Consider the following 25,550-nt stretch of genomic DNA (forward strand, 5'->3'; position numbering starts at 1 on the left):
GTCCGCCGCCCGTCCCGCCGCAACCGCCTGGAGAATGCCATGAAGGACGTGACCCCGGACATCGCGCGCGGCATCGTCCTGCGGCACCTGCCGCGGGCCCTGCGCGCCGGCCTCGACGCGGACGCCACGGACGGTCCGCTCCCGGCGCAGCTCGCCGCGGACGCCGAGGCGGCCACGCCCGGGCTGGGCGCCGGCGTGACGGCGTGGCTTCGCGAGAACGTCGGGCCGTGTCCCGGGCTGGACGTGCCGCCGCAGGACGGTGCCGCGGGGCCGGGGGAGGCCGACGGTTGCGGCCTCGGCGCCCTCGACCGGGCGGCCGCGCTCGGGGACGACCCCACCCTCCGGGAGATCGCCGACGCCCTCGTCCTGCTCGGCGCCTTCGAGCGCGTCGCGGAGCACGCCGGGCGCGCCGCGGCCGCGGCCTGGTCGTACCTCGATCGGCTCCCGGAGGTCGGGGCGCAGCTCCACCGGCTTGCGCCCGTCCCCGCAGGCGCTCAGGCCGGCGGGGACGCCGCGCGCGCGCCGTGGGCGCACCTCGACCCGCTCGGGAGGCCGGCGGCGGCTCCCGACGGCGCGACCCAGGCGACCGACGAGGCCGGGGCGTCCTGGCGCGCGGAACTCGAATCGGCGTTCGCGGACATCTGCCAGGAGGCGCGCCTTCTCGCCGTCGGCCTCTCGGCCGTCGCGACGGGCCGGTCCCGCGGCCTCTGGACCACGGGCACGCTCGCGCAGGTCGCGGCGGTCGTCGGGCAGGCCGTCGCGCAGCCCCTGACGGTCGCCGCCGAGCGGGACGGACGCCGGGCCGGCGAAGCGCGCGCCCAATCCGAGATCGCCGACCTGCGGGACATGGTGCGCGCCTACCGGGACGAGGCGGACCGCCGGCAGGACGGCGGGGCCGCCGCGGTCGCCGACGTCCCCGCAGGCCACGTCCTGGTCTGCCCCCACCTGAATCGGACGGGCCACAGCAAGGCCAAGGAGGTGGCGCGCGGCTACGAGAACGCGATCGGCACGGCGCTGCCGCTGGTCCCGACCCCTGACCTCGCCGGCGTGCGCCGTGCCCTCCTGGAGGAGTTCCCGCACGCCGTCGCGGCGGTGGACGCCACGCTCGGCGCGTTCGCGGCGCGTCCGCACGTCCACGCCCCGCCGATGGTCATCGCGGGGCCGCCCGGGTCCGGCAAGTCGCGGTTCGTCCGGCGGCTGGGCGAGTCGCTCGGCGTCGGGGTCTACCGCGTGGACGGCGCGAACGACGCCGGAGGCTCCTTCGGCGGCACCGAGCGGCGCTGGTACTCGTCCGAGCCCTGCCGGCCGTTCATGGCCGTCGCACGGCATGCCCAGGCCAACCCCATCGTGATGGTCGACGAGGTCGACAAGGCGGCGACGCGGACCGATCATGGGCGTCTCTGGGATTCGATGCTCCAGGCTCTCGACCCGGAGAACGCCGCCCGCTTCCCGGACCCCTGCCTGCAGGTCGAGCTCGACCTCTCGTGGGTCACCGTCATCTGCACCGCCAACGCGCCTGCCGTCCTGCCGGCGCCCCTGCTGGACCGGATGCGGGTCGTCCGGTTCCCGGAGGCACGCGCCGACCACCTCGACGCCCTGCTCCCGGGCATCCTCGCCGGGGTCGCCATGGAGGCGGGGTTCGACCCGCGATTCCACTTGCCCCTCGACGCGGTCGAGCGCGCCGCGTTGCGGGCGCGCTGGCGCGGCGGCTCGTTGCGGCGCTTGCGCCGGGCGGTCGAGGCGATCCTGCGCGTGCGGGATCGCGCGCTGACCCGGAGCCCGCAATGAACATCCGCCCGAGCGCCGACGGGACGGGGACGCCCGTCCGGGCGGAGCCGGGCGTGTGCTGGCTCGCCCCGGCCGCGATGGCCGGGATCCTGGCGCACGCGCGGGCCGCGGAGCGGGTCTCGCCGCGCCCCGCCTTCTGGGTGCTGTCGGACCTGCGCGTCGACCTCCGCCCGGACCTCGCGCTCCCGGAGCCGCTGCCCGCCTTCGACGCGATGCTGGTCGCCGGCAACGTCGGCCCGGGCCTCTCCGCGTCCCTGACCTGGCTCGCCCGGGCGCTCGACGGCCGGCAAGGCCGTCGGCCGGTCTGCGTCGTGCCCGGCAACGTCGAATACCGATCCGGCACGCCGATGGCCGAGGCGCTCGCCCGGGGTCGCGAGCTCGCCGCCGATCTCGGCCTCGTCCTGCTCTCCGACGACGCGTTCCGGTTCGGGCCCGCCCACGGCGACGGGACCGTCGTGGTCGGTGCCACCCTGTGGACGGACTGGCAGCTGGGCGCGTCGTCGGGCCGGCCCCCGGCGCGCGTCGCGGCCCGCACGGCCTGGGAGGAGGCCGGGCGCATCGAGCTCCGCCGCGGACGCCCCCTGACGCCCCTGGACACCCTCGCGATGCATGCGCGCAGCCGTGCCTTCATCGAGGACGCGCTGACGAGCGCGGCGATCGGCTCCCTGGGCCTCCCGCCCGGCCCGAACGCGTGCGTCGACACCGCGCTGCCGGGCGACGCGGCCGTCGTCGTGACGTGCCACGCGCCGACCCCGCGCTCGCTCCCCGTCGACTGGGAGGGATGGCACGCCGACCCCTGGCTGCCGGCGTCCCTGGCGTCGGAGGCCGCCGCCGCCATGGCGGCCTGGGGGGCCCCGTCGCTGTGGGTACACGGCAACGTGCCGGCGGCCGCCGACCACCGGGTCGCCAAGACGCGCGTGGTGGCCAACCCGCGGACCGGCGGCCGCGACCACGCGATGGCGGCGCACGCCTTCGACCCGACCCTCGTCGTGACGGCCTGAGGCGCCGCCACGATCCCGAACACCGGAGCTGGGAATGGGAGCGCACATGGACATGTCGAGAGCACGCGGCCCGCGCTTGGCGCGTCGGGGCGGGACGATGCCGCCGCGCTGCTGCCCGCTGACCCTGTGGCGGACCCGGGCGCCGTCCGAGATCGCCAAGTCCGACGTGACGGCCCTGGCGGGCGCTGTCGCCGCGACCGCGATCCTGCACGAGCGCCGCTGGCCCGCGGCCCGGGCCGGCGATCCCGCCGCGGCCGCGGCCGTCGCCATCGACCGGATCCGCCACCACGGTCCCGAGGGCCCGCTCGCCGACCTGGTGATGGGGAACCTTCTCGTCCTGGCGCACCGGGACGGCGACCCGACCGCGGGCGTCGTGCTGTCCCACGCGCTGCGCGCCCTGTCGCGGTCGCGCCCCGGCCACGGCGAGTTGGCCCGGATCGCGCGGGCGTGGACCGCGCGGTCTGGACGCGCGGCGCGGCCCCGCCGCGGGAGGCGCGCGTGACGGCCGGGGTGGGTCCGACCCGCGCCGCGTCCGCGATCCCGCGCCGCGAGGCGACGGCGCGCGCGTTCCTCGCCCTCCTGGTCGAGGACGGCCGTCCGGCGGCGAGCTTCGACGAGGCGGTCGACGCACTCCTCGACGGCCCCCGGCGCCCGAGCGCCGACCTCGCCGGCGCGGCCGTCGCCCTCGGCCGCGCGGTGGACGCCGTCGGCGGGGTCGGCGCGCTTCCCCGGCTCGGCCCCGCGATCCTGCTGGTGACCGTGCCGGCCATGGAATGGGTCGAGCCGGTCGCCTCCGCGTCCGCGCTGTGCCTCGTCGACCCGGGGCGGCGGTTCCCGCGCGGCGACGGCCGTGCGGGAACCGCCCTGGTCGTGCAGGCCGACGGCTCGTCGTCGGGGCACCAGCCGGACAGGCGAAACGGCGAGGTCCGGCAGGCGCTCCAGGACGGCGCCGTCGTGATCGGGGTCTCGCAGGATCCTGCGCGGCTGCTGCCGCGCGACCTGGTGCGCGGCGCCGAGCTCCGGATCGAGGTGGAGGCCCTCGACCCGACCGAGGTCGCCCTCGTCGTCGAGGCGGTGACGGGCGCGGCGCCGCGGTCGCGCCTGTCCGCCGCCGGGGCCGCGCTCTGCGATCCCGGGGACCTGAGCCTGGCCGTGCACGCCGCGCGCGGCGGCGAAGGCTCCGCGAGCAGGCTCGCCGCGATCGTGTCCGCCAAGGCCGGGACCGACCGGGGCGGACCGGGGCTGGAGGAGCTGCACGGCTACGGCGCCGCCCGCGACTGGGGCCTTTCCCTCGTCCTCGACCTGAGGGCGTGGCTCGCCGGCGGGCCGGCTGCGCCGCGGTGGGCCGACCTCGAATCCGCGGCCCTGCTGTCCGGTCCCCCGGGCGTGGGCAAGACGGCCTTCGCGGCGGCGCTGGCCCGCAGCGCCGGACTCCCCCTGATCGCGGGCTCGCTCGCGCAATGGCAGGCGGCCCGCGACGGCCACCTCGGCCACACCCTGGGCGCGATGCGCGCGTTCTTCGACCGCGCCCGCCGCTCCCCCTGCGTGGCCCTCGTCGACGAGATCGACTCCTTCGGCGACCGCGCGAGCTTTCCCGAGCATAGCCGGGATTACGCCACGCAGGTCGTCAACGCCCTGCTCGAACACCTGGCCGGGGCCGCCTCCCGCGAGGGGGTCGTGGTGGTCGGGACGACCAACCACCCCGGCCGGATCGACCCCGCGATCCTGAGGTCGGGCCGGCTTGAGCGCCACGTCCGGATCCAGCCGCCGGACGCCGTCGACCTGGCCCTCATCCTGCGCGGATACCTCGCCGGCGCCCTGCCGGGCCTCGACCTGCGGCCCCTCGCGGGCCAGCTGCTCGGCGCCACCGGCGCCGACGCCGAGGCGGTGGTCCGCCGGGCCCGCGGGCTTGCGCGCCGGGCGGGGCGCGACCTCGACGCGGCGGATCTTGCCGCGGCGGCGGCTGAGGCGTGGCCGCCGTTGCCCGCGAGCGTACGCCGCAGGGTCGCGGTCCACGAGGCGGGGCACGTGCTCGCCGCCGCGACGATCGGGGCGGGGGCGGCGTCGCTGTCGGCCGCGATCGGCGCCGAAGGCGGCGCGGCGTGGATCGGGGCCGGGGAAGGGGCGGGTCCCGTCACCGAGGCGCAGCTCGACGAGCGCCTCGCCATCATGCTGGCGGGCAGGGCCGCGGAGGAGGCCGTGTTCGGCGACGTGACGGCCGGGGCCGCGGAGGACCTCGCGGCGGCGACGCGCCTCGCCGTCGCGATGGAGACCCACCTCGGCTTCTCGCCGCGCACGCCCCTGGTGGCGCTCCCGAAGGCGGCCACGGCCGACCTGCTGCGCGTCCCCGGCGTGGCGGCCGCCGTGCACCTTCGCCTGACGGCGGCGTACGGGCGTGCCTCCGGGGCCGTTCGGGCCCGGCGGGCGGCCTTGGGTCGGCTGGCCGATGCCCTGGATCGCCAGGGCGACATCGGCGACGCGGCGATCAGAAAGATAATCCGGGGCTCGCGCCGCCGGGGCGAGCCGGACGCCGACAGGTGAGCCGTGGCGCCTGTGGACAATGTCGTCGATCCACGATCGCGGCGCCCCCGGCCGCGGTCGAATACACGGCGTTTCCGCGATCGAGTGCGCTGGACTGAAATAGTCTCGTCTTCGATCTGCGAGCAAACAGCGAAATCGACTGCGGCGATAGTCGATCTTGATCCCAAGTTGATCCAAGTGTCGCGTGCAGTAGAGCGGCGATCGATGCGGGAGGGTTCTCAAAACGAGTCAACATGACGAGGCATCGGCGGCGGTGCGCCGATCGCCTCACTGAGTTACCTGGCGCATCGACTGATCGGAGGGCGCGATTGGTGAACACGGCGCTAAGCGCGAAGGGAGAATGACTGCCTTCGCGCTACGGACTCGTGACTCATCTTCGACTGAAGGCGGCCGCGACAGGCGGACAACAATACCCCCCATGGGTATATTGGCATCGTCCCGTTCCGGGGACGCGTTTAAGGAGGGCATGCTTGTGACCAAGATCGCTTTCTTCTCCGACGACGACGCGGGCGCGCTGTGCGGCCGCATGCTCTGCCTCGGGTTGTCCGCCTTGCACGGCGACACCACCCTCGCCCTCGCCGGGGCGGCCCCCGCGGCCGGGGGCGCCGGGGCGCCCGGGGGGACGTCGGTCGTCGCCCTCGCCCCGAACGCGAATGCGTTCGAGGTCGAGCGGGCGGCGCGCGCGGCGACCACGCTTGGCGGCGACTTCGTCGCCGCGCTGCCCCTGACCAGCGTGCGCGACCGCGCCTTGCGGAATCAGTTCGATGCCGTGGTCACGGTCGGCTTCCAGGAGGCCTCCGCCTCCCGGGCGCTGAGGGCGGCGCGGTATCTCGCCGCGGAGGACGCCGGGGCCTTCGCCGCGGCGCCCCCGGCCTGGTTCCTGGCGGGGCCGGGGCAGTCGGAACTCCGGACCCGGGCGCAGCTGGCCTCGGCCGTGGGGCCGCGCCTGCCGTTCGCGACCCGGGCGCTGCCGATGGCGCTGCCCTGGCTGTCGCCGGCCGAGCGTCGTCGCCTCGCCGCCTGGGAGGCGGACGCGACTGTCATCCGCATGGGCATGCTCCTCGCCGCCTTGGCGCTCTGCGTCGCGGCCGATCCCGGGGCGAGGCGGCTGGAGGCCGCCGACCTCGCGACGCTGATGGCCGCGCGGACGCTGCCCGCCGAGCTGGCGTTGTCCGACCGGCTCGTCGGACTGGCCAACGCCTATGAGGAGCTCGACGCCGCCGTCGAGGCGATGGGTTGGCCGCGCCATGCCGCGTGCGCGCCCGGCCGGCGTGCGCTGCCCGCGCGGGTCGGCGCGACGCATGCCCGTCGGAGCTCGGACGGCGAGCCGGCCGGCATCATGCCGCGCCGGGCCTGACGTGGTCCGACGCCTGTCGCCGAGTTCGCCCGGGTGCGTCGGCGCCAGCCCGGGCGCCCGTCCCATCAAGCCCCCGGCCGTTCCCGATGCGGGGACGGTCGCCGTTCCGGACCCCGCTGCGGCATGCCGCTGGGCGCGGGCCGGCCCTTGCACCGAGGAGCGTAGAATGAGCGCACGGACATCCTTGTCATGCCCCCCGCGAAAGCCGTCCCGGCCCGAGACCGGCGCCGGGGAGGGAGCGGGCTGCCGCCGTGCGCGGGGACCGAGCGGGACGAGCGCCAGGCGTGCGGTCCCCGTGCGCGGCCGCGGGTTCCTCGCTGTGCCTCGGCGGGCGGCGTCTGGCCGCCGGCCGGACGATCTTTTCCGCGTGCCCTACGAGATCGAGCTGGATCCCGGCTTCGACGCGCGCGACGACCTCGCACACGGCCTCGACGGCTTGCCGTCGCCCGGCGGGCGCGGTTCTTCGAGGCGAGGCTGGGACGACCTTGACCCGAACGCCGACTGAGGCGCCGCGGTGGGCCGGCCCGTAACGACGAGGGAGACGACATGCAGACCTGCCCGGCGTCCGCGCCCGATCCCGAACCCGCGCCGACCCCGCGTCCCGCGTCCACGCGCGTCGCCGACGCCGCCCGCCCGGTCCGGCCCCGACCGGTCGATGGGGCCGCTCCACACGACGCCCTGCTGGCCCTCGACATCGAGACCGTCCCCGACGCCGCCTTGGTGCCCCCGGACTGGCCTCCCGACCGTTTCCCGAAGAACGCTTGGCACCGGATCGTGGCGATCTCGTTCGTCACCGCGGACATCCTGCGCGAGCCCGGCGGGCGGGAATCGTACGCGGTGACGGCGTGCCGCAGCGGCGGGGAGGGGGATTGGGACGAGGCGCGCCTGCTCCGGGCGTTCTGGAGGTTCTTCGAGGCGCGCCGCTACCGCGTGGTGACATGGAACGGCCGGGCGTTCGACATGCCGACGATCCTGGCGCGGTCGATGATGCACGGCGTCGAGGCGCCCGCCTGGTTCCGCCGCGGGACGCGGTGGGAGGGTTACCGGCATCGGTTCGCCCTGGACTGGCACAACGACCTGATGGACGCGACGTCCGAGCACGGAGCGGCGCAGCGGCTGACCCTCGACGAGGCCGCGGCCTCGATCGGCCTGCCGGGCAAGATGGGCGAGCACGGGTCCCGCGTGTCGGCGATGGTCGCCGCGGGCGAGACCGAGAGGGTCAGGGCGTATTGCGAGACGGACTGCCTGAACCTCTACGCGCTCTACCTGCGCTGGGCTCACCTGTCCGGACGGACGGACGCGGCCGGGCACGATCGATCGGTCCTCGACCTCATGGACCACCTCGACCGCGCGCGGGCGGCGAGCCCCCACCTGGGGCGGTTCGTGGACGCTTGGCGGCTCTGTTCCGCTGGTCGTGCGATGGTCGTCCCGGCCCAGGCCGGCTCGGAGACCATCGCTTGAGACGCGGGCGGTGGGTGTCTTGCTGGGACTGGTCCGGATCGGCGGTGGTTCCCTCGACGGCGCCGACAGGGCATCCTGACCGGCCGCCGGCTCGGGCTTCGCGGGCGACGCTGCGGCGTGAGTTAACTGGTCGTCGCCAAGGCTGACGATCCTGTCTCGCCCGGTAAGCCCGGTACGGATGCCTTCACCCGGAGAAACAAACGCGCGCCCCTGACGTGGCCGCAAGCTAAGCCGGCACGCTGAAGGAAGCAGCCACCCGTTTAGCCGGAACGAAGTGGATCGCGCCGGCAAGGGAGCCGCACACCACTCAACGCCGTTCCGCTTCCAAGATGCTGCGTAGGGCATCGAGGGCCGCATCGCGGCCAGCCTCGGTCCTGAGGCCGCGCCATAGGCGCATGCACTCGTTGTCGGCCCACAACCGCCGGGGCACCGTCCCGGAAATCAAATCCTGTACGGGGACGCCCAGCAGGCTGGCGATCATTTGCAGGCGGGAGTGGATCGTCTCGCGCTTTTCCGGCATCGTCTAGCTCCGCCTATCCCGCCGAACCAGAGAGCTGCATCAGCATACCCAGCTCCACTTGCGATTGAAAGCCGCGTCGCGATCATGCTTGGGTCGGCTAGATCGTCGCGGGCCGGCCCATCTGGGTTTGGCGCCTCGATATACGCGACGGGGTCATGGGGCCGGACCATCCGCGCCTGCCTTGACCGGCCCGGTTTGACCGGTCGATCCATTCCCTTATCGAGGTGGACGGTGTGCAGTCCGCTTTGCCAGGCTCGAAGTCTGCCCGGTTCGAAGTCGGGCGGGCGTCGGCGGATCGCGTCCCCACATGCGCGAAGCCGAATCGAGCCGGGCTAGGCAGCCTGCGATGTATCCGAGATCGCTCTGATCGCCCGATCGTTTCGTGGGCTGGCCCCGCGCCTTGCGTCGCGGCGATCCGCCGGGGCCATGTCATCGACGGGGCCTTGCAGTTCACGATCGAGGATGGCTCGCCTTTCGAAGGACTGGGACGCGCTGGCCGCCGACGCGAGGGGCTTGGCGGCCCTGGCGGCCATCCAGGTCGATGCCACCGGCCCGTGACCTCAATCCCGGCGGTCCGGGCGAAAGGGTCGAGACCCGCCCGGACACCGCTCGCGGCGCGCGCCGGGTTCGGCCTGAGCGACGGACGCGACGGACGAGCGCGACGCCGAGCCGCGGCGGAGGAGTCGTTCACGACGCCGTGGTACGATGCGCGCCGGATTCGGCGGGCGCCGACGCCCGCGCGTCGGCGACGGACAGGGGTAAGTGCCGCTCATGAGGGACATCGACACGAAGAGCCCCGCCGGCATCGTCGCGCTGATGTCCCTGCGCGGCCTGGGACCGACGGGCGCGGAGCGGCTCGCCGAGCGCTTCGGCACGTTGGGCGAGGTCTTCGACGCCGAGCCGCGGGGACTGCGTGGCATCGTCACGGCGGCGGCGGCGGCGTCGCTCCGGGACGCGGACGCCGTCGCGGATGCGCTCGCCAGGGCGGCCCGGACCCTGGATCAGGCCGACCGGCTCGGGGTACGCGTGCTCTCGGTCCACGACGGGGATTATCCCGCGGCGCTCCGGGACCTGCAGGACCGACCGCCGATCCTCTACGCGAAGGGTGACCTCCGGGCGATCGAGCGGAGCGTCGCCTGCATCGGCACCAGGGAACCGAGCGAATTCGGCCGGAAGGTCACGGCCGCCATCGTGCGGCGGCTCGTGGAGGCCGGCTGGACGATCGTAAGCGGCCTCGCGATCGGCGTCGACGAGCTCTCCCACGCGACCGCGCTTCGGTCGGGGGGGCGGACCGTAGCCGTGATGGGCGGCGGCCTGGACGGCGTGTATCCCCGGCAGAACGCGAGGCTCGCCGACGAGATCGTGGACGGGGGCGGCGCGCTGCTGAGCGAGCAGGCGTTCGGGATCCCGCCGGCCCCCCGCAACCTCGTGCAGAGGGATCGGCTGCAAAGCGGCCTGTCCGTGGCGACGTTCGTCATGCAGACCGACGTCAAGGGCGGGTCGATGCACACCGTGCGCTTCACCCTCATGCAGGGGCGCCTCCTGTTCGCGCCGGTGCCGCGGGCCCGGCACGCCGAGGAACCCAAGAGCCGGGGCATCCTCGCGCTGACGCAAGTGCCCGGGCGCAGGCTGTCGGCCATGGTCGGGGCCACGGGCGAGTATGCGGAACTGCTCCTCCGGAGGTTCGGCGAGAATGCCGTCGCCATCCCGCTGGAGAGCGGCGACGACTACCCGGCGATGCTCGACGCCATCGAGGGGCGGCTGTCCCCGGCGCGCCCCGGAGGGGAGGGGAGGGCGACGGCTCAGATATCGATGATCTGAGCGGCGTCCCGGCGGGAACCCGGGCCGGCGGCCGAGGGTCGAGGCCGGACCGCCGACGTTGCCGACGTCACGGTACGCCGATAGCCTGGCGGGCGCTTGCACGCCGAGTCGGGCCAAACGTCGTCCGGCGCGTGTCTTGCGGGTGGCGCCAGGCTGCCCGACGGCACGCGACGCGTGGCCGCCGCCCCGGGGCGTGTCCCTGGCGCGGATGGCGGGGGGGCCGGCGGACGCCATGACCAAGACCTTCCTGTTCGACCTCGACATGACCCTCGTCGACACGTCCGCCCTCGCGACGCTGCGCAAGACCCAGCAGTGGCACCTCGTGGCCGCCAACATGCACCTGGTCAGGGCGTTCCGCGCGCTTCCCGGGGGCGTCGCGCCCCACGAGATGCCCGCGGCCCTGTCGATGGCGGGGCACCGCGTCGGGATCGTCACGTCCTCCCCGCGCCCCTACGCCGAGGAGATCACGAGGCTGTTCCGCATCCCCTACGACGTGCTGGTCTGCTACGAGGACACCGCGGACCATAAGCCCGACCCCGCCCCCCTCCTGGAGGCGCTCAGTCGGCTCGGGGTCGCGGCGGGGGCGGACGTCCACTACGTCGGCGACGACGTGGGCGATGTGGAGGCATCGTACCATGCGGGGATCGTGTCCGTCGGGGTGGGGTGGAGCCCGACGTCGCCCTTCGAGTTCTCGTCGGCCGCCCCCGACATCTTCGTCGGCAGGCCGTCGACCCTCCTGAGGACCGACCGGCTCGGGAGCCTGCCCTACGTCGGCGAGAGCCTCGCGGCGGGCCGGCCGTACTACGGCCATTGGGGGTCCATCCTACGATGCGACGACGGCCCGGGGGTCTATGCGCTGGGTCGGTACTTCACGACTTCCGACCCGAGGCACGCCGGGAGCCGGCTGTCCGAGGCCGTGCTGAGGCTGAAGGAGGACGATGGGCCCGCCGAGGCGCTCGGCCGCGCCCTCGGCAAGGCGGTCGACCGCCTGGACTGGACCCCCGACATCGTCGTTCCAGTTCCCCCCAAGCCCTCCCAGGCGCGCAACAGGTTCGCCGCGCTGCTCGGCGTCGCCGCGCAGCACATGCCGGACGAGGTGGAGGTCGAGCGCGACGGGCTGCGCTGCACGCGGGAGGTGGAGGGTTACAAGGCGCTCGGTCCCCTCGAACGGCGCGAGGCGGTCAAGGGCGCATTCGAGTCCGAGTTCACCTGGGGGCGAGCCAAGATCCTGCTCGTCGACGACGTCTATACGACGGGCGGCACGACCGCCGCGTGCGCGGAGGCGTTGCTCGGCGACGGCGCCTCGGAGGTCCGCATCATGGCCCTGGCCAAGGACCAGCGCACGTTCGCGAGGAAGGTCTGCCCGGCATGCGGCCGTACGATGCGCGTCAGGATCAGCGGCGTCGGGGTCAAGTTCTGGGGTTGTTCCGGGTACCCGGACGCGTGCCGCAACACCGAGGACCTGTGAGGACGGTCGAGCGCGTCCCCGGGCCCCTGGACTTTCGGCGATCCCGGCGCGGGCGGTCGGTCCGTCGGGTCCCGACCTCCCTGGGCGGCCTCGTGGTCAGCCGCCACAGGCTGGACGTGGGTGCGGGCGTCATGCGGGGGAGGAAGCCGCATGATCGCGGTGAAGAAGGCCTGCCCGAGGGCCATGCGAAGCGCTCGCGGCTCATCGGCGGGCGCATCGTGGGCGGCGCCGCGGCCGGTCGCGGGGTTTGTCCACAGGTTTGAGCGCAGCCGGGAAGGCCCCTCAGCCGCCCGCTCATCGGTTTGTGTTCGGCGACCCGGGATTCATCTCCCGCCCCGGAGTTGCGTTCGGGCGGCCCTCAAGAAGCCTCGCAAGGCCCTTCGACTGTGCCTCGGCCGCCTCGGGCAGCATGGGCCATGCGCTCGGTGAAGTTGCTACCGCCTCGGGCTTTTCTCGCGAGCGAACGGCAGTGAGCATGGCGTCGGAGCCGCCTGGACCTGTCGCCGGCCCGGAGACGATCGCGATGCCCGACCGAAGTGAAGAATGCGATGGTCACATGCCCGGCACGGGAAGCGACCTGTCGAGGATGTTCGCCCTCGACCGACAGGGAGCGTTCCCGCACACTGGCGATGACCGCGCGCGACCGCAAGGCGATCCGGAGCAGTGCCGGCAGGCGTTCGATCTGGCGTTCAGTCGTGAAGACGCGGATCCCGCCGCGGTCCATCCCGTCGACCTGAACGCGTCACTGCTAGAGACGTTCGGCCCCGACGGGGTGCTCGGCATCCGCGAATTCGTCGACCGCCACGCACGGCTCATGGCGAGCCGGTCGCGCCGCATCGAACGGTTCCCCCGGCCGGATCCCGATCCGCGTGCATACGAGGCGGCGGGTGCCTTCGCCGGCCGGTGCCACCGCCTGCGGCTCCTCTCGGTCGAGGCCGGCCCAGGCGGGGAGCCGCGCCACCGGCTGATCGACCGGGAGATGTCGTTCGCGCTCCAGGGCCGCCGCGCGGTCCGGATCCGCGGTCTGACGCAACAGGAGCAGGCCCGCAAGATTCGCGGCGAGCGAGCCCAGGCCCGACGGGCGGAGACGCTCGACCGGAAGGCGCGGGAGGTCGCCACGCCGGTCATCGGACGGCTCGTCGACGCGCTGGTCCGGCATGATCGCGACCACGTCGTGCCGCCGGCCTGGCACGACGACGGGTACCTGCCACGCGAACTCGTCGGGCGGCGCATCGCCGAGGCGGCCGCCTTCATCGTCGAGTACCATCACGTGGCCGGTTTCGACCGGGCCCGGCTCGCGCGGTGGCAGGCGACCCTGACCGGTCGGGTCCGGCAAGCCCCCAGGCCGAGGCTCCTGACGGCGGGCGCCGCGGCGATCGCGTCGGATGACGAGGCCGCGCTCCTCGGCCTGGTGCGGACCGACGAGGCGTGATGACATCGCCGCGAAGGCCGAACATGAGCGCGAATGACAACCGCTGGCCTGAGTTCGAGGACCGAACATGCGCGGTCGACCTGGCGCGGCGGATGGCTGAGGCGGATGAACGCTTGCGCGTCGCGCCGCGTGACATGCCGACGTTGCAGCGCCGCCTTGAGTACGTTCTCCGGGCCTTCGAGACCGATGACCTGGCGGTGGTGTGCCGCGCGGCCGATGGTACGCCGACCGGGGCCAACCTGACGGAACATGGCTTCGATCTCGCCGCGAGGTTGAGCCGGGGCGACATGGCGCTGTTCCCCGCGATGGGCAGGGTGAAGGCGGTGAGGCCCTGGAACCGGTGTCGGCTCCGCACCGTCCGCGAGCGATCCAATGATTTCGGGCCACCGCGAGACGGCCCGGCGAGGGTGGTGGCGACCGCGCCGTCGCACTATCGGCTAGCGGACGTCGAGGGATCCGAGACGGTCGTTCTCATCGACCCGATCGAGACCTGGCAGTCTCACCCGGCCCAACTCTCGTACGGGCGTAAAGTGGCGACCGTTCGATCGGCCTGGGAAGTCTTCTCGATCGAAGGCCGTTCCCACGGTTTGCTTTTTGAGACGTCGAACGGATACGAGGGCATCGACGCTAGCGGCGGGCATCGCGCCGAGGACACGCTCCCGGGCGCCGTTTGGCAGATCAGCGTCAACTACTGACAACCGAGTTGGGCGACGCAGCGATTTCTTGGAGCGGAGAGGCGGCATCGCACCTGCGCATGCCCGGATCTGGCCGCGTCGACAGCGCGGGATCCGTGTGGCGCATGCCCCTTCGCCAGGCCTCATTTGCCCTCGCCTTTCCTGCCGGACGGGGTTGGCTGCGCGGGGTCTCAACCTTGCGGATTGCCGGCGACGCGTTTCGGCTCGCCGGTATGCATAGCGTGGCGCGAAATAAGCGCCCCTTGAGATCGGAATAAACGACCCTTGAGCCCTGTGCGCTCTTCGAGAGCGACCGCGCCAGTCATCGACGGCCGCGAATAAGCTGCCCCGAACGCGAACGGGGCCATGCGGCCTCACGCCCTACGGAGCGATCTGCAAAGCCTGGAAGGGCGCGCCCCCCTACTTATCCAGAACCCGCACCACCAAGCTCCGCGACCAAACATCTAGCCCAGGCGGAATCCCCTCCGCCGCCTGGGCTAGATCGTCTCAGCCGACGAGCGAACTGGCTTCTCGCCCGCCCCGCCGCGGGGCCGGATCGTCCCTGTCTTCGGACGGCTCGACGTCGGAGACATCGCCCGTGATTGCGCTGCGCAGCAGAGCAACGAGCCGCCGCCGATTGATCAGGAACAGGAGGCCGGCCAGCCCAAGGTAAGTCCAAGCCAGCCAAGTCAGCGTCGTGATCGTGCGCGCCTCGTCGTTGCGGTAGACGAAGGCCAGCCCGACCTGAACGGCGAACAGACCAGCCAACGTTAGCGCGGACACCAACCCGAAGCGCAGGCGCAGCAGGAGCGCGATGCCGAGCAGCGACTGGGCCGCCGTCAGGAAGAACTCCTCGTTCTGGCGCGTATCGAGTGGCAGGGGGCTCGTCGCGCCCGCACCAATGCTCAGGGCGAGCGGCAGCATGCCGACGAGCAGGGTCCACTGGTTGATCTTGTCGCTGATCATCGCGATCAGCCCGTCACCGGCACGGTTGGCACGCACGAACAAAACCGCCACCGTTATCGCCGGGGCCTCGCTGGCCAGGGGGGCCAGCCACTGGATCAGCAGGAACTCGTTGAGCCCAATCGCCCGGCCCGTGTTGACCATGGCCTCGGCGAAGGGCTCGGCTGAAACCAGGATCACGCCACTCGCCGTCGCCACAAGTCCGGCCATTGCCGCCCATTGCAGGCCCGGAGACAGTGTGTCGAGCGCCGCGGCTGGTCCCGGCTCCTCGGCTTCCTCCGGATTGTCGCTCTTCTGCATGCTGCGCACGCGCCAGACATAGGTTCCGAAAATCGCGAGAAGCACGACGAAGTCGACGAGCGAGATGGCGCGCTTGAGGACGATCACGAAGGCGTAGAGGCTGGCAACCAATAGGAACCCGACCTCGACGGCGTTGCCGGGCGCGAGGCCGATCGAGCGGTGGCGGTCCTTCATCCAGTGCAGCCCGACCATCAGCGGCCAGGCCAGGCCGACGAGCAACCGATTCGCGCCCGTCATGTTGGCGGCCGCGTACTGCGCGTACCGCGAGTCCGGGCCGGAAGCGCCAGCCATGTAGGCATAGTAGATGTCGACGGCGTATTCCGGCAGCACGGTCACCAGCGCCACTGCTGCAAGGATGAGGCCTTGGGAGACGTACTGCTCGGCCGTCTCAGCGCCCCAGGACAGCAAAAAGCCAGCGGCCAGGATGGCGATGCCGAATGCGGCGACATCGACAAAGGGGCTCAACCGCCAGCCCCCGAAGCGGAGGATGACGGCCGGAAGGGTTGCCGCGACAGCGACGGCAACCAGCATCAGAAAGCGCTTCACGCGGGATCCTTCGCATCATGCTTCGGCCTGCCCGCCTGTCCATGCCTCAGCCCCGAGCGCCCGTCCCGGGCTCGAAGGTGGCAACACGGTAGAGATAGAGCACGAGCGCCAGGATCAACACGCCATTGCCGATCGGCTCGACGAAACGGCCCACCAGGAGGTAGTTCTCGCCAAGCCAGTATCCGGCCGCCGTCAGCAGCCCGGTCCAGACGATCGTGCCCAGGGTCGAGCAGACCAGAAAGGGCGTGAGCGGCATTGCGGCAACCCCGGCCGGCACCGAGATGAGGCTGCGCACGCCCGGGACGACGCGACCGATCAGAACGGTCACGCCACCGCGTCGGGCGAACCAGGCGCCGACCCGGTCGACCTCCGCCGGGCTCAGGGTCAGCCAACGACCATGCCGGGCGGCGAAGCGTCTCAGGCGCTCGCGCCCCAGCCAGCGCCCCACGCCGTACCAGATCAGCGCTCCGGAGAGCGATCCGGCCGAGCCGGCGAGGAACACGCCGACGAGGCTGAGTTCGCCGCGTGCCGCGGCAAAGCCTGCCAACGGCATGATAAGCTCGGAGGGGATCGGCGGGAAGATGTTGTCGACCAGCATCAGCAGGAAGACGCCGAAGGAGCCGGTCTGCTCGATCGCAATCACAATCCAGTCGACCAGCGCAATCTCCCCTCAAGCGGCACCGAGCCGCGGCCTTCACCGCCGCGGTTCACGTCGGGAACGCGCCGAGTAGGCGCGGGTTCATACCGGGGCGCCAAAGCGAAGCCCGCATCGTGCCAGCGCGACGATGCAGCGAGCAGGTATCGGGAGAACGAGACGCGCTGATGCATCATCCACCCCACACGGCACCGGTCGCGCTCACAGGCGGCACAGAGTTGCTGCAGCCAAGCTTGACCTGCTGGCGTATCGAGCGGACAGCGCGTTTTGCCCCGATCATCGATGCTGCCGCATACTTCGCTCATCTGCGCAGCGCTCTCTTGGGCGCCCGCCATGCGATCCTGTTCATCGGCTGGGAGTTCGATACTCGCATCAAGCTCGATCCCGATCACCCGCTGCCGGGCTTGCCGGAGGAGCTTGGGCCGTTCCTGGCGGAACTCGGTCGGCGCAGGCCAGAGCTCAGCATTCGGGTGCTGCAGTGGAATTTGGGGCTCCTTGGCACCCTGGCGCGCGGAACTACGCCACTCTACCTCCTGAATTGGATGCGCGCTCGCGGCTTCCAGTTCCGACTCGACAGCGCCCACCCGCCGGGGGCCTCGCATCACCAAAAGATCGTGGTGATCGACGATGCGCTCGCCTTCTGCGGCGGCATCGACATGACAGACGACCGCTGGGATACCCGCGCCCACGATGATCATGATGGACGGAGGGTGCGCCCGTCAGGGCGACCCTACGCGCCGTTCCACGATGCCACGGTCGCGGTAGACGGCGCGGCTGCCGCGGCCCTGGGTACCCTCGCTCGCGAGCGCTGGCGGCATGCCACCGGCGAGCGGATCGCGCCGCCCGGTCCGCCCGTGCAAGATCCTTGGCCTGATGGGTTGACGCCGCTTCTGCGCGACGTGGCGGTCGGAATCGCTCGGACCGCGCCTGCCTATCATAGCCGCCCTGGCGTGCATGAGATCGAGCAACTCTACCTCGCCGCCATCACAGCCGCTCGGCACACGATCTACATAGAGAGCCAATACTTCGCCGCACGCTGCGTCGCCGAGGCCGTTGCTGCCCGCCTACAGGAGCCGGATGGAGCCGAGATCGTTGTCATCAACCCAGCTCGCGCCGTCGGTTGGCTTGAGGAAAAGGCGATGGGGCGGGGCCGAAGCCGCGTCCTGGCACACATCCGCTCCGCGGATCGCTATGGGCGCTTCCGCATCTACCGTCCCGTGACGGCGAACGGGCAGCCGATCTACGTGCATGCAAAGGTGATGATCGTCGACGACCGGGTGCTGAAGATCGGCTCATCCAACCTGAACAACCGCTCGATGGGTCTGGATACGGAATGTGATTTGGCCGTCGAAGCCGCGTCCGATCAAGGAACCGATCGAGCGGTCGCGGCGGGAATCCGCGGCTTGCGGAACGCTCTTCTAGGCGAGCATCTCGGCGTTCCGCCGGATGAGGTCGCAAGATCGCATTCCCGCACGGGCTCGCTCATCACCACGATCGAGGCCCTGCGCCGGGAGGCGGGGCGTACCCTGGTCCCGCTCGACGCATCAGCTGTTGAGGTCGTGAAGCCGTTGAGCGACGGTGAGCTTCTTGACCCCGAGCGGCCCGAGCCGGTCTGGCGGGCTGCGATGCACGCCTTGGCCGCCAAGCGCCACCGTGTAGCCGATCCCGCAGCATTCCTTGAATGGTGACGGGGGTGCGGTCATGATTTCCAAACATATCGGAGTAATAGGCCATATTCTCTCCTATAAATGTTATTTCTCTGCTGATTCTTCAGACAAGATTTGTTGATTGATGAACCAAACTTTGAATTATCACTTTCTTGTGCAGTCTGATAGATTTGGTCCGATGCTTTTCCATGGTAGACCACGCCAAAATGTATATTTTTTCTAATTTCGGTGACGATATGAAAAAATCTGAAGGCCTATAGCAAACAAAAATTCGCCATCAAAGGATAGATATATTAGTTGTTGAGATTCAATATCCTATGTGCCGCTTCTCGCGAAGGCCTGATATGAGAGCCTGGTATTTTGTTCTTTGCGCGCCTGGTTCAGGGATCGGAGAGGCCGACGCAGCCTCTAACCTCGAAACGGTCCGGAAGCCGTATGGCGGCGAGAACGTGAGGGGCATGCGGCTCGGTCCCAATAACGGAGCGGCAAGCGCGGCGGATACGGCTGACGACCCATGAACGAAGTCACGTTCACCTTTCCATCATGCACGAGCTGCGCGAATACAAACTGAAGCCTCGATCACGTAGGCTTCAAATCGATGGGGACCAATTCATGGGCGGCGCAGATAGTGTTCTATGAAACGTTGCGGAGGCCGTGGGCGAAGGGGATGGGTGACCGATGAATACGCTCGTAGTCGGCGGCGCCCCTTCTTGGTTGACAGCCGCGGTCGATCTAAGCTGTCACCATCGGACTGTGATGGTCGCCGGCGGCGCCGATAGCCTGGTTAGATGCTGCAGTCGGCGGCATGCCGACTGCAACACCACGCTCTCTCTTTTGATCCAGCCGACGGAACCGATGGTCGCTCGCCACGGATCGACGACTTCGAGTTCCAGCGAAATGAGTTCCTTCGACCGAATCGGTCGCGGCGGGCGCGTGCCTGGCGATCCCCAGGTGTGGCCGCATGGAGCGCCGCGTCCGGATCGAGCCGCCGGACGCGGCCGATCTCGCGCGCGCCGTACCGTGGCCGCCGTGTACCTGTGCCCGACGGCAGCCTATCCGGTTCGCCATCGAGTTCGCCTGGGTGAAAGGACTTCGCTCCCAGGATGGACCGGCCCCAGGCGGGTCGGATACCCGGGGCGGGTGTGTCGATCGGGCCGACGCTAAGGCTGTCGTCCAAACCGATCACGCGCTTGAGGATACCGAGCGACAGCTGGGTCTTGCGAAGGATGTCCGCGACGGTCGTGCCAAACGCCATGTGGTAGGTCTCGACGCGCTCTCTCATGCGAGTCTTGATATTGCGCGGCAGGGTATGGGGCGGCATCGATACGCAGTGTAAAAAGCGCAGCAATCCCATCCGCTGCGGCATCCGTCGGGCGGAAACATCGATGCGAGGAAGACGATCATCGGCTCGGGTGCAAGCCTGAACCAGGCATCGTGAAATCTCTAACGGCCGGAGCTGCTGCCTCTGGCCGCCCTGTTGCACTTGCGCCGCGACCGCACTGCTTCGTAACTGTTCGAGAACCGACGGAAGACGCCATGTCCCGAATTGCCCTTTCCATCGCGCTGCCAATCATGGTTGGCCTCGCCACGGCTCAGACGGGCGCGATCGCCCGAATTGCGGCGCCGGCGGCTATCCCTTCGAGCGGCGTGCAATTGGCCCACGGCACGACCGGCCACAGAGAGCGCGATTACGAAGGGCTGCCGGCCGCCAAGGTCTCTCTGGTCGAAGCCCTGGAGATTGCCGAGGGCGAGGGGCCTGGCCGCGCTATCATGGCCGAGTTCGAGGGCGGGATTGGCAAGCCTTGCTACGAGGTCAAGCTGCTCAGCGACGATGGCAAGCTCACCCATCATCGTGTCGACGCTAATTCCGGTCAGGTGACCAAAAGCGACGATCATCCGATCGAAAGCTATTTCACTTCATTGAAACCGTCTAACCTGCGAGATGTCGATTTGAGCTTAAGGCAAGCGGCCGTCATCGCTGCGAAAACTGGCGACAAGGTCGCGGAAGCTCAAATCGAACGCGAGGATGACGGCGTGCAATACAAAATCACGGTGGTGACTAACGGCGAGGGGCACGAGGTCAAGGTCGGGGCTGACGGAAGGATCATACCGAGCAGGTAGGACTGGCCCGGCCCCGGAGGAGCCCCACGTCCGCCCCGGCTGCATCGACTCCGCCGTCCATCGAACCGGTTCCTCGCATGCGCCGCTACGCCTCGGGATCGCCCTTGGTTCCGGACGTCTCAGGGGCGAAGCGAGCGCGGGTGTTTGCGTTGTTCTGAAAGACACGAAGCCGCCGCCAAGTGATCGGGAACGGGGGACTGGCCAGCCCGAGAGGTGTCCGAGACAGCATCGTGATCGTGCGCACCCCGTCGCCGCGGCGGACGACGACAGTACGACATGCGTCGCAGGCGTCTTGTCGAGATCGTGAGCCTCGGCCGCTCGCCCGAATGGGCTGATGCCTGCACTGATCGCGATCTTTCCGCCGATTGAGTCCTGCAGGCGCGAGACCGCGGTGGCGAGATCGTGGTCAACGCGGATCTCGACTGCCCATCCCAACCGGGGCCGGGGATCTATGAGATGATCGCGACGACCCGGCGTCGATTGATCTGTCGGGTCGTCGGTTCGAGTTCGAAGACAGGTCCGACGACGTCGCACGGGTAGGTCGACGATCGTTGCCAACCGTCGGTGGCGGCTCAGCTGCGGACGTCCTGGTTTGCCTGCGTTGTGGGCGGCAATGCGGTCGCGCGCAGTCCGCCGGATGCTTGCACAAGCAACGGGGCCAGCGTCGGAACGTTATCTCTCGCGCTTGCACCGGATCGAGGAGGGGTGGCTTTCACCAATCGTTAACCATGCCGACGATCAATTGTCCGCGAGGGGCCTCAGTGCACAAGCGGGTTTGATGCATCGATGGGTGAGGTCACGGGGCGCGATCTGGCGATCGGGGGCATGCGGGTGCAGGCAGCGCGCTTGCGAGTCATTATGGAGAATCTCGCTAACGCAGAATCGACGGCGGCCACGCCGGGAGGCGACCCCTATCGACGCAGGCATGTCCTGTTCGAACCCGTCGGCGAGGATCCGTCCCCAAGGCTGCGCGTCGCCGCCAACACGTCGGCCTTTCCGCTCAGGCGGATGGCCGACCACCCTGCCGCGGACGCCGCGGGCTTGGTGAAGTTGCCCAATGTGAACAGCGTTGCGGAAACCATGGATCTCCGCAACGCCATCGGCGCCTACCAAAAGAACCTGGACGTGGTCTCCGCCTTCGAGCGGATCGAGCAAGCGACGATCGACGTCCTGAAAGCTTAGATAGATGTGAGTCGGAGCCGAAGGGCGCCCTCCCTCGGGAGAGCCAACATCCTCGAAGACCGAAGGAATCTCGATTCGAAGTGAGGCCCCGGTCGGCGCCGGTCAGGACCCTGCGGCCTTCCCGATCTTGGCAGAGGAACCAACGGGCCAACTCGGTTCTGGTTGGGAGCCGCTTCCAAGCCGACCGGCAGCTCGACGCTCCCAATCGGCAGGTGCGGCGACAGGGGCCGGACGCGCGGGCCTAACAGCGAAAGGTCGCCCCTGCGTGGCCTGCGTCGACCGGCTGCCGCCCCCCGCCGAGGCGTGGCATCGGGTCTACGAACCGTTCACGGATGTGCGGGCCGCTTTGGGAAGGCGGGTAGGGTTCGTCGACGAGCGCGACCGGCTGTGACCCGAGGAGACCCGACAGGTTTTCCGGGCCCGGGCAGCGCTCGTGACAAGGACGCAGCGAGGGCCGATGCTTGGGCGGACGGAATCGGCCTCGGTCAGCTCCGCCGCGATGATCCGCCGCCCGCCTCGCTGGCCGGTCACGCGAGTTGCGGTTATGTCGCGGGGCCGGAGTCCTAGCCCAGCGGTCGAGAACGGACGTTCGGGCGCCAAGGCCCGTCGGTTCGGTGGCTTGGCCCTGCCAAGCCCGACGCGGACCGCGGCGCGGTGCACGATGGCTGGTTAAGGAGTTCTTGATATGTTCCGTGGCAGGCACGCATGTCGGGATCGATTCGGGGTCGGCTGAGATGGCACGCATAACGCTCGACGGCTTCATCGAGGCGTTCGCCGCCTACCTGATAAAGCGTGGGCGCAACATGGTCAGGTTGAACGATCCCGACGTCCGGGACGGCCTATACCGCGTCTACCTGTTCCTCGATGGGTTCGCCGGCGTGGACGGGGCCGCGGACAAGGATCTGAGGCGCTCGATCGTGAACATCAGGAACGTCTTCAGGCCCAGTCCGATCGGCTCGTTCGATCGTTTCGAGACGCTGCTGCGCGCCAAGCAGGTGTACCTGACGGACCATCCCAACCCGTACTATCAGGACATCGTGATCAAGTTGCCGGCCGAGATGGCCGACCGGATCGTCGCCGGCCTTGACGACGCCACGTCTGATCTCGCCCGGGACAGCGTCGACCGATACCTGGCTGCCGGATGACGTGACGGGCATGGGCGTCAGGCGGATCAAGGAGAGGCTAGACGCGGCGACCGGTTTCTGGCCGGCCCTGCACGGCGCCCTCGACGCCCTCGGCTTCGACGGAGGTTACGTGGAGCGGCTGACCGCGCCGCCGCACGGCGGCCGTCGCAAGTACGTCAAGGATTCGGTCTGGGGCATGATGGACTTCGAGCCGCACGAGCTCGCCATCATCGACTCCCCGCTGCTCCAGCGGCTGCGGCGGATATCCCAGCTCGGCCTGACGTTCCTGACCTATCCCTCGGCCGAGCACAGCCGGTTCTCGCACACGCTGGGCGTCACGCACGTCCTGAAGCGGCTGGTCGCATCCATCAGCGACGCCGCGCGCAGGGAGCCGATCCTGCGGGCCGGCAACGATGAGTACCAGCTCTATGACCCGTCGGCGGACGGTGCTGTCGCACGGAGCCTCGCCCACGCCGCACTGCTCCATGACGTCGGTCACCTCGCGTTCTCGCACGCGGGGGAGACGGCCTTCTCCGCCGGGGCGGGCCTCCTGGTCGGCGGGATGGAGCTGGAGGACTTCATCGCTTGCTTCAGGGAGGAGGGGTTCGAGTCGGGCCTCTCCGAGTGCCTGTCGATCGCCGTCTGCCTGTCGCCCCGCTTCCGGGCGTTCTACGGGCGCGTGCTCGGCGCCGACGACGTCGATGGCCGGCTGCGCGAGATCTGCTGCTTCATCGGCGGCGTGCCGCACGACCCCCGGTACCCCGGCCTGGCCAACCTCATCTCCGGGGCCGCCGTCGACGCCGACAAGATCGACTACCTGAACCGCGACGCCCGCCAATGCGGCATCCCGGTGGGCGTCGACGTGTCACGCGTGTTCCTGAACTCGGCCTTGGTCCGGATCTCGCAGGACCAGGCACTCGCCCTGAGCCGGTCGCGCATCGGCCAGACCGGAGGCGGCCGGTTCTCCGCCGGCGTGCACTTCATCGTCAACTCGTCGGGGATCGACACCTACGACGAGCTCGCCAACGCCAAGGCGGTCCTTTACCAGCGCGTCTACCTGCACCAGCTCACGCGCAACGCCGAGCAGGTCCTGTCCGAGGCCGTCCACGGGGCGATCCGCGATGCGCCCGCGACCGCCGGTCCGGACCCCAGGGACATCTTCACGTGGTTCGGGTACGGCGACGACGAGTTGCTGGCGCGCCTGTCGCGCGAGCGGGGCTCGCGCCAGATCGCCGCCCGGCTGGTCACCCGGGATCTGCCGAAGCGGGCGTTCGTGATCTACCGGGACGCCTGCGAGCCGTTCGTGAGCCTGCGCGACGTGTTCGACGCGGGCGAGTGGGACGTGCACGACGCCCGGGGCGCGCTGGCCGACCTCGAACTGGTCTACCGACGCGCCACGTGCTGGCGCCTGTTCGACCAGCTCGTGCCGGTCGACCCGGTCGAGAGGCCGCGGCGGCTGGCGGAGCTGCGGGACCTGATCCGCCGCGAGGCCATCGCGGTCCGACGCAGCGTCGACCCGGGCTTCGTACCCCCGGCGCCCAACGCGGCCGAGCCCTACGTCGGCCTGTCGCCGCGCTTCGAGCTCAAGCCGATCAACGAGGTGCTCGTCCGCGAGAAGAACTCGATCGGCCACAGCGGCCAGTGGACGAAGTCCGAGGAGCTGTCCAACGCGGACAATCTCGGGCGCGGCGTCGACCACGTCCACGCGGACCGCGAATGGCTCCCCTACGTCGCGGTCGCGTGCACGAAGGTGCTCTACGACCTGCACGCGGGGACCATGGCGTCGTCGATCCCCGACGGGGCGGCAACGGGCGACGGCTCCGCCCGGGAGGGCTTCCCCGTCCGACCGCGCCTGCTTCTGCGCCTGGAAGAGGTCTGCTCGCGCACGGGCGTCGACCACGGCAGGCTGCTCGACGACATGGCGACGGCCGCCCGCGCCGGCTATTTCGGGGCCGCCGAGCGGATCGTGCCGCTCGACGGGGGGTTGCTGCCGCGGTGCGGCACCGTCGCGGCGCGCTACGCCACGTTCCGGGGGGAGGGGGGCTGGCAGGTCAGCCCGGGATCGGTGGCTGCCTTCGTCCGCCAGTTCCCGGTCGGCCTGCGTCCGGAGATGCTGTCCCTGCTGGCGGAAGGGACGATCATCACCCGCGGCGCGGTCGGGCAAGCCTTCGATCGGATGACCGCCGCGTCGCGGGCCCGGGGTGAGGGTGGAATCGTCTTCGCCCGCTTCTCGCCGAACAGCGGCAACGTGACCGGCATCGCGCTGGAGCAGGAGCGCCGGGACACCTATCTCGGCGCCGGCCACGGCTTTGTCCGAAATCTGGCCGAGCTTGAGGTCCGCCTGGCGGGTGGTCCGGCCGACTGCGTCGCCTTCGTCGACGACCAGTTCGCCAGCGGCGGCCAGGCCAGCGCCCAGATCCTGCACTGGGCCGGCGTCCCGCGCGAGCGATGGCCCGCCGCGATCCAGGGCGAGCGCAACATCGACATGAGCGCCCCCGGCGACCGGACGCTGGAGCTGCTGCGGTCCGGCAGGGTCAGGCTGATGTTCGTGCACGGCACCGAGTCCGGGCGTACCCGCGTCGTCGAGACCGCGCGGTCCGCGGGCTTCGCCGACCTCGACGTCGTCTTCGACCGACTGATCCCGGCGAGCCCGATCCTGTCGGGACCGTTGCGGGAATTCCTCGCCGAGGTGGGTCGTGGCCTGTTGCGGGCCATCAGGCACGGCGACGCTCCGGTCGACGCCGCGGCGGACGCGGCGCTCGCGGCCGACGCGGTCGGCTACGGCGGCATCGGCAGCGTCATGGTCACGCCCACCAGCGCCCCCTCGCACGCGATCACCGCGCTGTGGTGTCCCGGCGCCTATGCCGGGCAACCCTGGCTCCCCCTGTTCCTCAGGCGCGGGTACCGGAAGCACCTCGTCTTCGGGTAG

20 protein-coding genes are annotated in these 25,550 nt (G+C 70.6%); 16 read left to right on the forward strand and 4 right to left on the reverse strand.

Features of this window, described 5'->3' with window-relative positions:
• Window positions 1–39 precede the first annotated feature (39 nt).
• The 7 genes from BKE41_RS32300 (at window position 40) to BKE41_RS26020 (ending at window position 8,148) form a co-directional block, all read left to right on the forward strand.
• Window positions 40–1,788 carry an AAA family ATPase gene (locus BKE41_RS32300; protein WP_236961830.1) on the forward strand — a complete coding sequence of 583 codons (1,749 nt, stop codon included), beginning with the start codon at window positions 40–42 and terminating at the stop codon, window positions 1,786–1,788.
• A complete protein-coding gene (locus tag BKE41_RS26000; RefSeq protein ID WP_107645320.1) occupies window positions 1,785–2,789 on the forward strand; it encodes a metallophosphoesterase in 1,005 nt (334 codons plus the stop codon). Before BKE41_RS32300 ends, BKE41_RS26000 begins: the two co-directional genes overlap by 4 nt.
• A 52-nt stretch (window positions 2,790–2,841) precedes the next feature.
• The gene (locus tag BKE41_RS26005) at window positions 2,842–3,291 is read left to right on the forward strand and encodes a hypothetical protein (RefSeq protein ID WP_124262947.1); all 450 of its coding nucleotides are present in this window, start codon (window positions 2,842–2,844) and stop codon (window positions 3,289–3,291) included.
• Window positions 3,288–5,330 (forward strand): AAA family ATPase, encoded by a 2,043-nt coding sequence (locus BKE41_RS26010; protein ID WP_124262946.1) that lies wholly within the window; start codon window positions 3,288–3,290, stop codon window positions 5,328–5,330. Before BKE41_RS26005 ends, BKE41_RS26010 begins: the two co-directional genes overlap by 4 nt.
• A gap of 472 nt (window positions 5,331–5,802) precedes the next feature.
• The gene (locus BKE41_RS26015; protein ID WP_124262945.1) at window positions 5,803–6,687 is read left to right on the forward strand and encodes a hypothetical protein; all 885 of its coding nucleotides are present in this window, start codon (window positions 5,803–5,805) and stop codon (window positions 6,685–6,687) included.
• 367 nt (window positions 6,688–7,054) lie between these two features.
• The gene (locus BKE41_RS31330) at window positions 7,055–7,192 is read left to right on the forward strand and encodes a hypothetical protein (protein WP_159392782.1); all 138 of its coding nucleotides are present in this window, start codon (window positions 7,055–7,057) and stop codon (window positions 7,190–7,192) included.
• A 41-nt stretch (window positions 7,193–7,233) separates the two neighbouring features.
• On the forward strand, window positions 7,234–8,148 hold the full coding sequence (locus BKE41_RS26020) for a 3'-5' exonuclease (RefSeq protein ID WP_071000297.1): 915 nt from the start codon (window positions 7,234–7,236) through the stop codon (window positions 8,146–8,148).
• Between the two features lie 307 nt (window positions 8,149–8,455).
• Here the strand turns inward: BKE41_RS26020 and BKE41_RS26025 are convergent, their stop codons facing one another.
• On the reverse strand, window positions 8,456–8,668 hold the full coding sequence (locus BKE41_RS26025; protein ID WP_043075244.1) for a hypothetical protein: 213 nt from the start codon (window positions 8,666–8,668) through the stop codon (window positions 8,456–8,458).
• 771 nt (window positions 8,669–9,439) lie between these two features.
• Here BKE41_RS26025 and BKE41_RS26030 point away from each other — a divergent pair.
• The 4 genes from BKE41_RS26030 to BKE41_RS26045 all read left to right on the forward strand — a co-directional run bounded on the left by BKE41_RS26030 (window position 9,440) and on the right by BKE41_RS26045 (window position 14,084).
• Window positions 9,440–10,489, forward strand: a complete 1,050-nt coding sequence (locus BKE41_RS26030) for a DNA-processing protein DprA (RefSeq protein ID WP_024828379.1) — start codon at window positions 9,440–9,442, stop codon at window positions 10,487–10,489.
• 232 nt (window positions 10,490–10,721) lie between these two features.
• Entirely contained in the window at window positions 10,722–11,957 is a 1,236-nt protein-coding gene (locus BKE41_RS26035; RefSeq protein ID WP_159392783.1) for an HAD-IA family hydrolase, read from the forward strand.
• Window positions 11,958–12,366: 409 nt separating this feature from the next.
• Complete coding sequence (locus tag BKE41_RS26040) at window positions 12,367–13,389, forward strand: hypothetical protein (protein WP_127992110.1); 1,023 nt, start codon at window positions 12,367–12,369, stop codon at window positions 13,387–13,389.
• Between the two features lie 23 nt (window positions 13,390–13,412).
• Window positions 13,413–14,084, forward strand: a complete 672-nt coding sequence (locus BKE41_RS26045; protein ID WP_043075246.1) for a hypothetical protein — start codon at window positions 13,413–13,415, stop codon at window positions 14,082–14,084.
• Window positions 14,085–14,570: 486 nt separating this feature from the next.
• On the opposite strand, the gene BKE41_RS26050 is transcribed toward BKE41_RS26045, so the two are convergent.
• The gene (locus BKE41_RS26050; RefSeq protein WP_083374428.1) at window positions 14,571–15,872 is read right to left on the reverse strand and encodes a sodium:proton exchanger; all 1,302 of its coding nucleotides are present in this window, start codon (window positions 15,870–15,872) and stop codon (window positions 14,571–14,573) included.
• A gap of 46 nt (window positions 15,873–15,918) precedes the next feature.
• Window positions 15,919–16,515, reverse strand: a complete 597-nt coding sequence (locus BKE41_RS26055; protein ID WP_245295840.1) for a DedA family protein — start codon at window positions 16,513–16,515, stop codon at window positions 15,919–15,921.
• A 179-nt stretch (window positions 16,516–16,694) separates the two neighbouring features.
• On the opposite strand from BKE41_RS26055, the gene BKE41_RS26060 reads away from it, so the two are divergent.
• Window positions 16,695–18,215 (forward strand): phospholipase D-like domain-containing protein, encoded by a 1,521-nt coding sequence (locus BKE41_RS26060; RefSeq protein WP_043075248.1) that lies wholly within the window; start codon window positions 16,695–16,697, stop codon window positions 18,213–18,215.
• Window positions 18,216–18,978: 763 nt separating this feature from the next.
• Here BKE41_RS26060 and BKE41_RS31335 read toward each other — a convergent pair.
• Entirely contained in the window at window positions 18,979–19,548 is a 570-nt protein-coding gene (locus BKE41_RS31335; protein ID WP_124262942.1) for a hypothetical protein, read from the reverse strand.
• 182 nt (window positions 19,549–19,730) lie between these two features.
• Between BKE41_RS31335 and BKE41_RS26065 the strand changes: the two genes are divergently transcribed.
• The 4 genes from BKE41_RS26065 to BKE41_RS26080 all read left to right on the forward strand — a co-directional run bounded on the left by BKE41_RS26065 (window position 19,731) and on the right by BKE41_RS26080 (window position 25,550).
• Complete coding sequence (locus tag BKE41_RS26065; RefSeq protein ID WP_052517014.1) at window positions 19,731–20,315, forward strand: PepSY domain-containing protein; 585 nt, start codon at window positions 19,731–19,733, stop codon at window positions 20,313–20,315.
• Between the two features lie 786 nt (window positions 20,316–21,101).
• On the forward strand, window positions 21,102–21,497 hold the full coding sequence (locus tag BKE41_RS26070; RefSeq protein ID WP_024828371.1) for a hypothetical protein: 396 nt from the start codon (window positions 21,102–21,104) through the stop codon (window positions 21,495–21,497).
• A gap of 692 nt (window positions 21,498–22,189) precedes the next feature.
• On the forward strand, window positions 22,190–22,642 hold the full coding sequence (locus BKE41_RS26075) for a hypothetical protein (protein WP_127992109.1): 453 nt from the start codon (window positions 22,190–22,192) through the stop codon (window positions 22,640–22,642).
• The gene (locus tag BKE41_RS26080) at window positions 22,581–25,550 is read left to right on the forward strand and encodes a hypothetical protein (protein WP_133250924.1); all 2,970 of its coding nucleotides are present in this window, start codon (window positions 22,581–22,583) and stop codon (window positions 25,548–25,550) included. Before BKE41_RS26075 ends, BKE41_RS26080 begins: the two co-directional genes overlap by 62 nt.

The organism is Methylobacterium sp. C1 (assembly GCF_001854385.1).
GTDB classification, from domain to species: domain Bacteria; phylum Pseudomonadota; class Alphaproteobacteria; order Rhizobiales; family Beijerinckiaceae; genus Methylobacterium; species Methylobacterium radiotolerans.

Bases quoted from the DNA above. Each gene is read 5' to 3' on its own strand.
- BKE41_RS26035 (WP_159392783.1), top strand. From the start codon at position 10,722: ATGACCAAGACCTTCCTGTTCGACCTCGACATGACCCTCGTCGACACG.
- BKE41_RS26065 (WP_052517014.1), top strand. From the start codon at position 19,731: ATGTCCCGAATTGCCCTTTCCATCGCGCTGCCAATCATGGTTGGCCTC.
- BKE41_RS26070 (WP_024828371.1), top strand. From the start codon at position 21,102: ATGGGTGAGGTCACGGGGCGCGATCTGGCGATCGGGGGCATGCGGGTG.
- BKE41_RS26060 (WP_043075248.1), top strand. From the start codon at position 16,695: ATGCATCATCCACCCCACACGGCACCGGTCGCGCTCACAGGCGGCACA.
- BKE41_RS26000 (WP_107645320.1), top strand. From the start codon at position 1,785: ATGAACATCCGCCCGAGCGCCGACGGGACGGGGACGCCCGTCCGGGCG.
- BKE41_RS26030 (WP_024828379.1), top strand. From the start codon at position 9,440: ATGAGGGACATCGACACGAAGAGCCCCGCCGGCATCGTCGCGCTGATG.
- BKE41_RS31335 (WP_124262942.1), bottom strand. From the start codon at position 19,548: ATGGGATTGCTGCGCTTTTTACACTGCGTATCGATGCCGCCCCATACC.
- BKE41_RS26020 (WP_071000297.1), top strand. From the start codon at position 7,234: ATGCAGACCTGCCCGGCGTCCGCGCCCGATCCCGAACCCGCGCCGACC.
- BKE41_RS32300 (WP_236961830.1), top strand. From the start codon at position 40: ATGAAGGACGTGACCCCGGACATCGCGCGCGGCATCGTCCTGCGGCAC.
- BKE41_RS26040 (WP_127992110.1), top strand. From the start codon at position 12,367: ATGGGCCATGCGCTCGGTGAAGTTGCTACCGCCTCGGGCTTTTCTCGC.
- BKE41_RS26025 (WP_043075244.1), bottom strand. From the start codon at position 8,668: ATGCCGGAAAAGCGCGAGACGATCCACTCCCGCCTGCAAATGATCGCC.
- BKE41_RS26005 (WP_124262947.1), top strand. From the start codon at position 2,842: ATGTCGAGAGCACGCGGCCCGCGCTTGGCGCGTCGGGGCGGGACGATG.
- BKE41_RS26045 (WP_043075246.1), top strand. From the start codon at position 13,413: ATGAGCGCGAATGACAACCGCTGGCCTGAGTTCGAGGACCGAACATGC.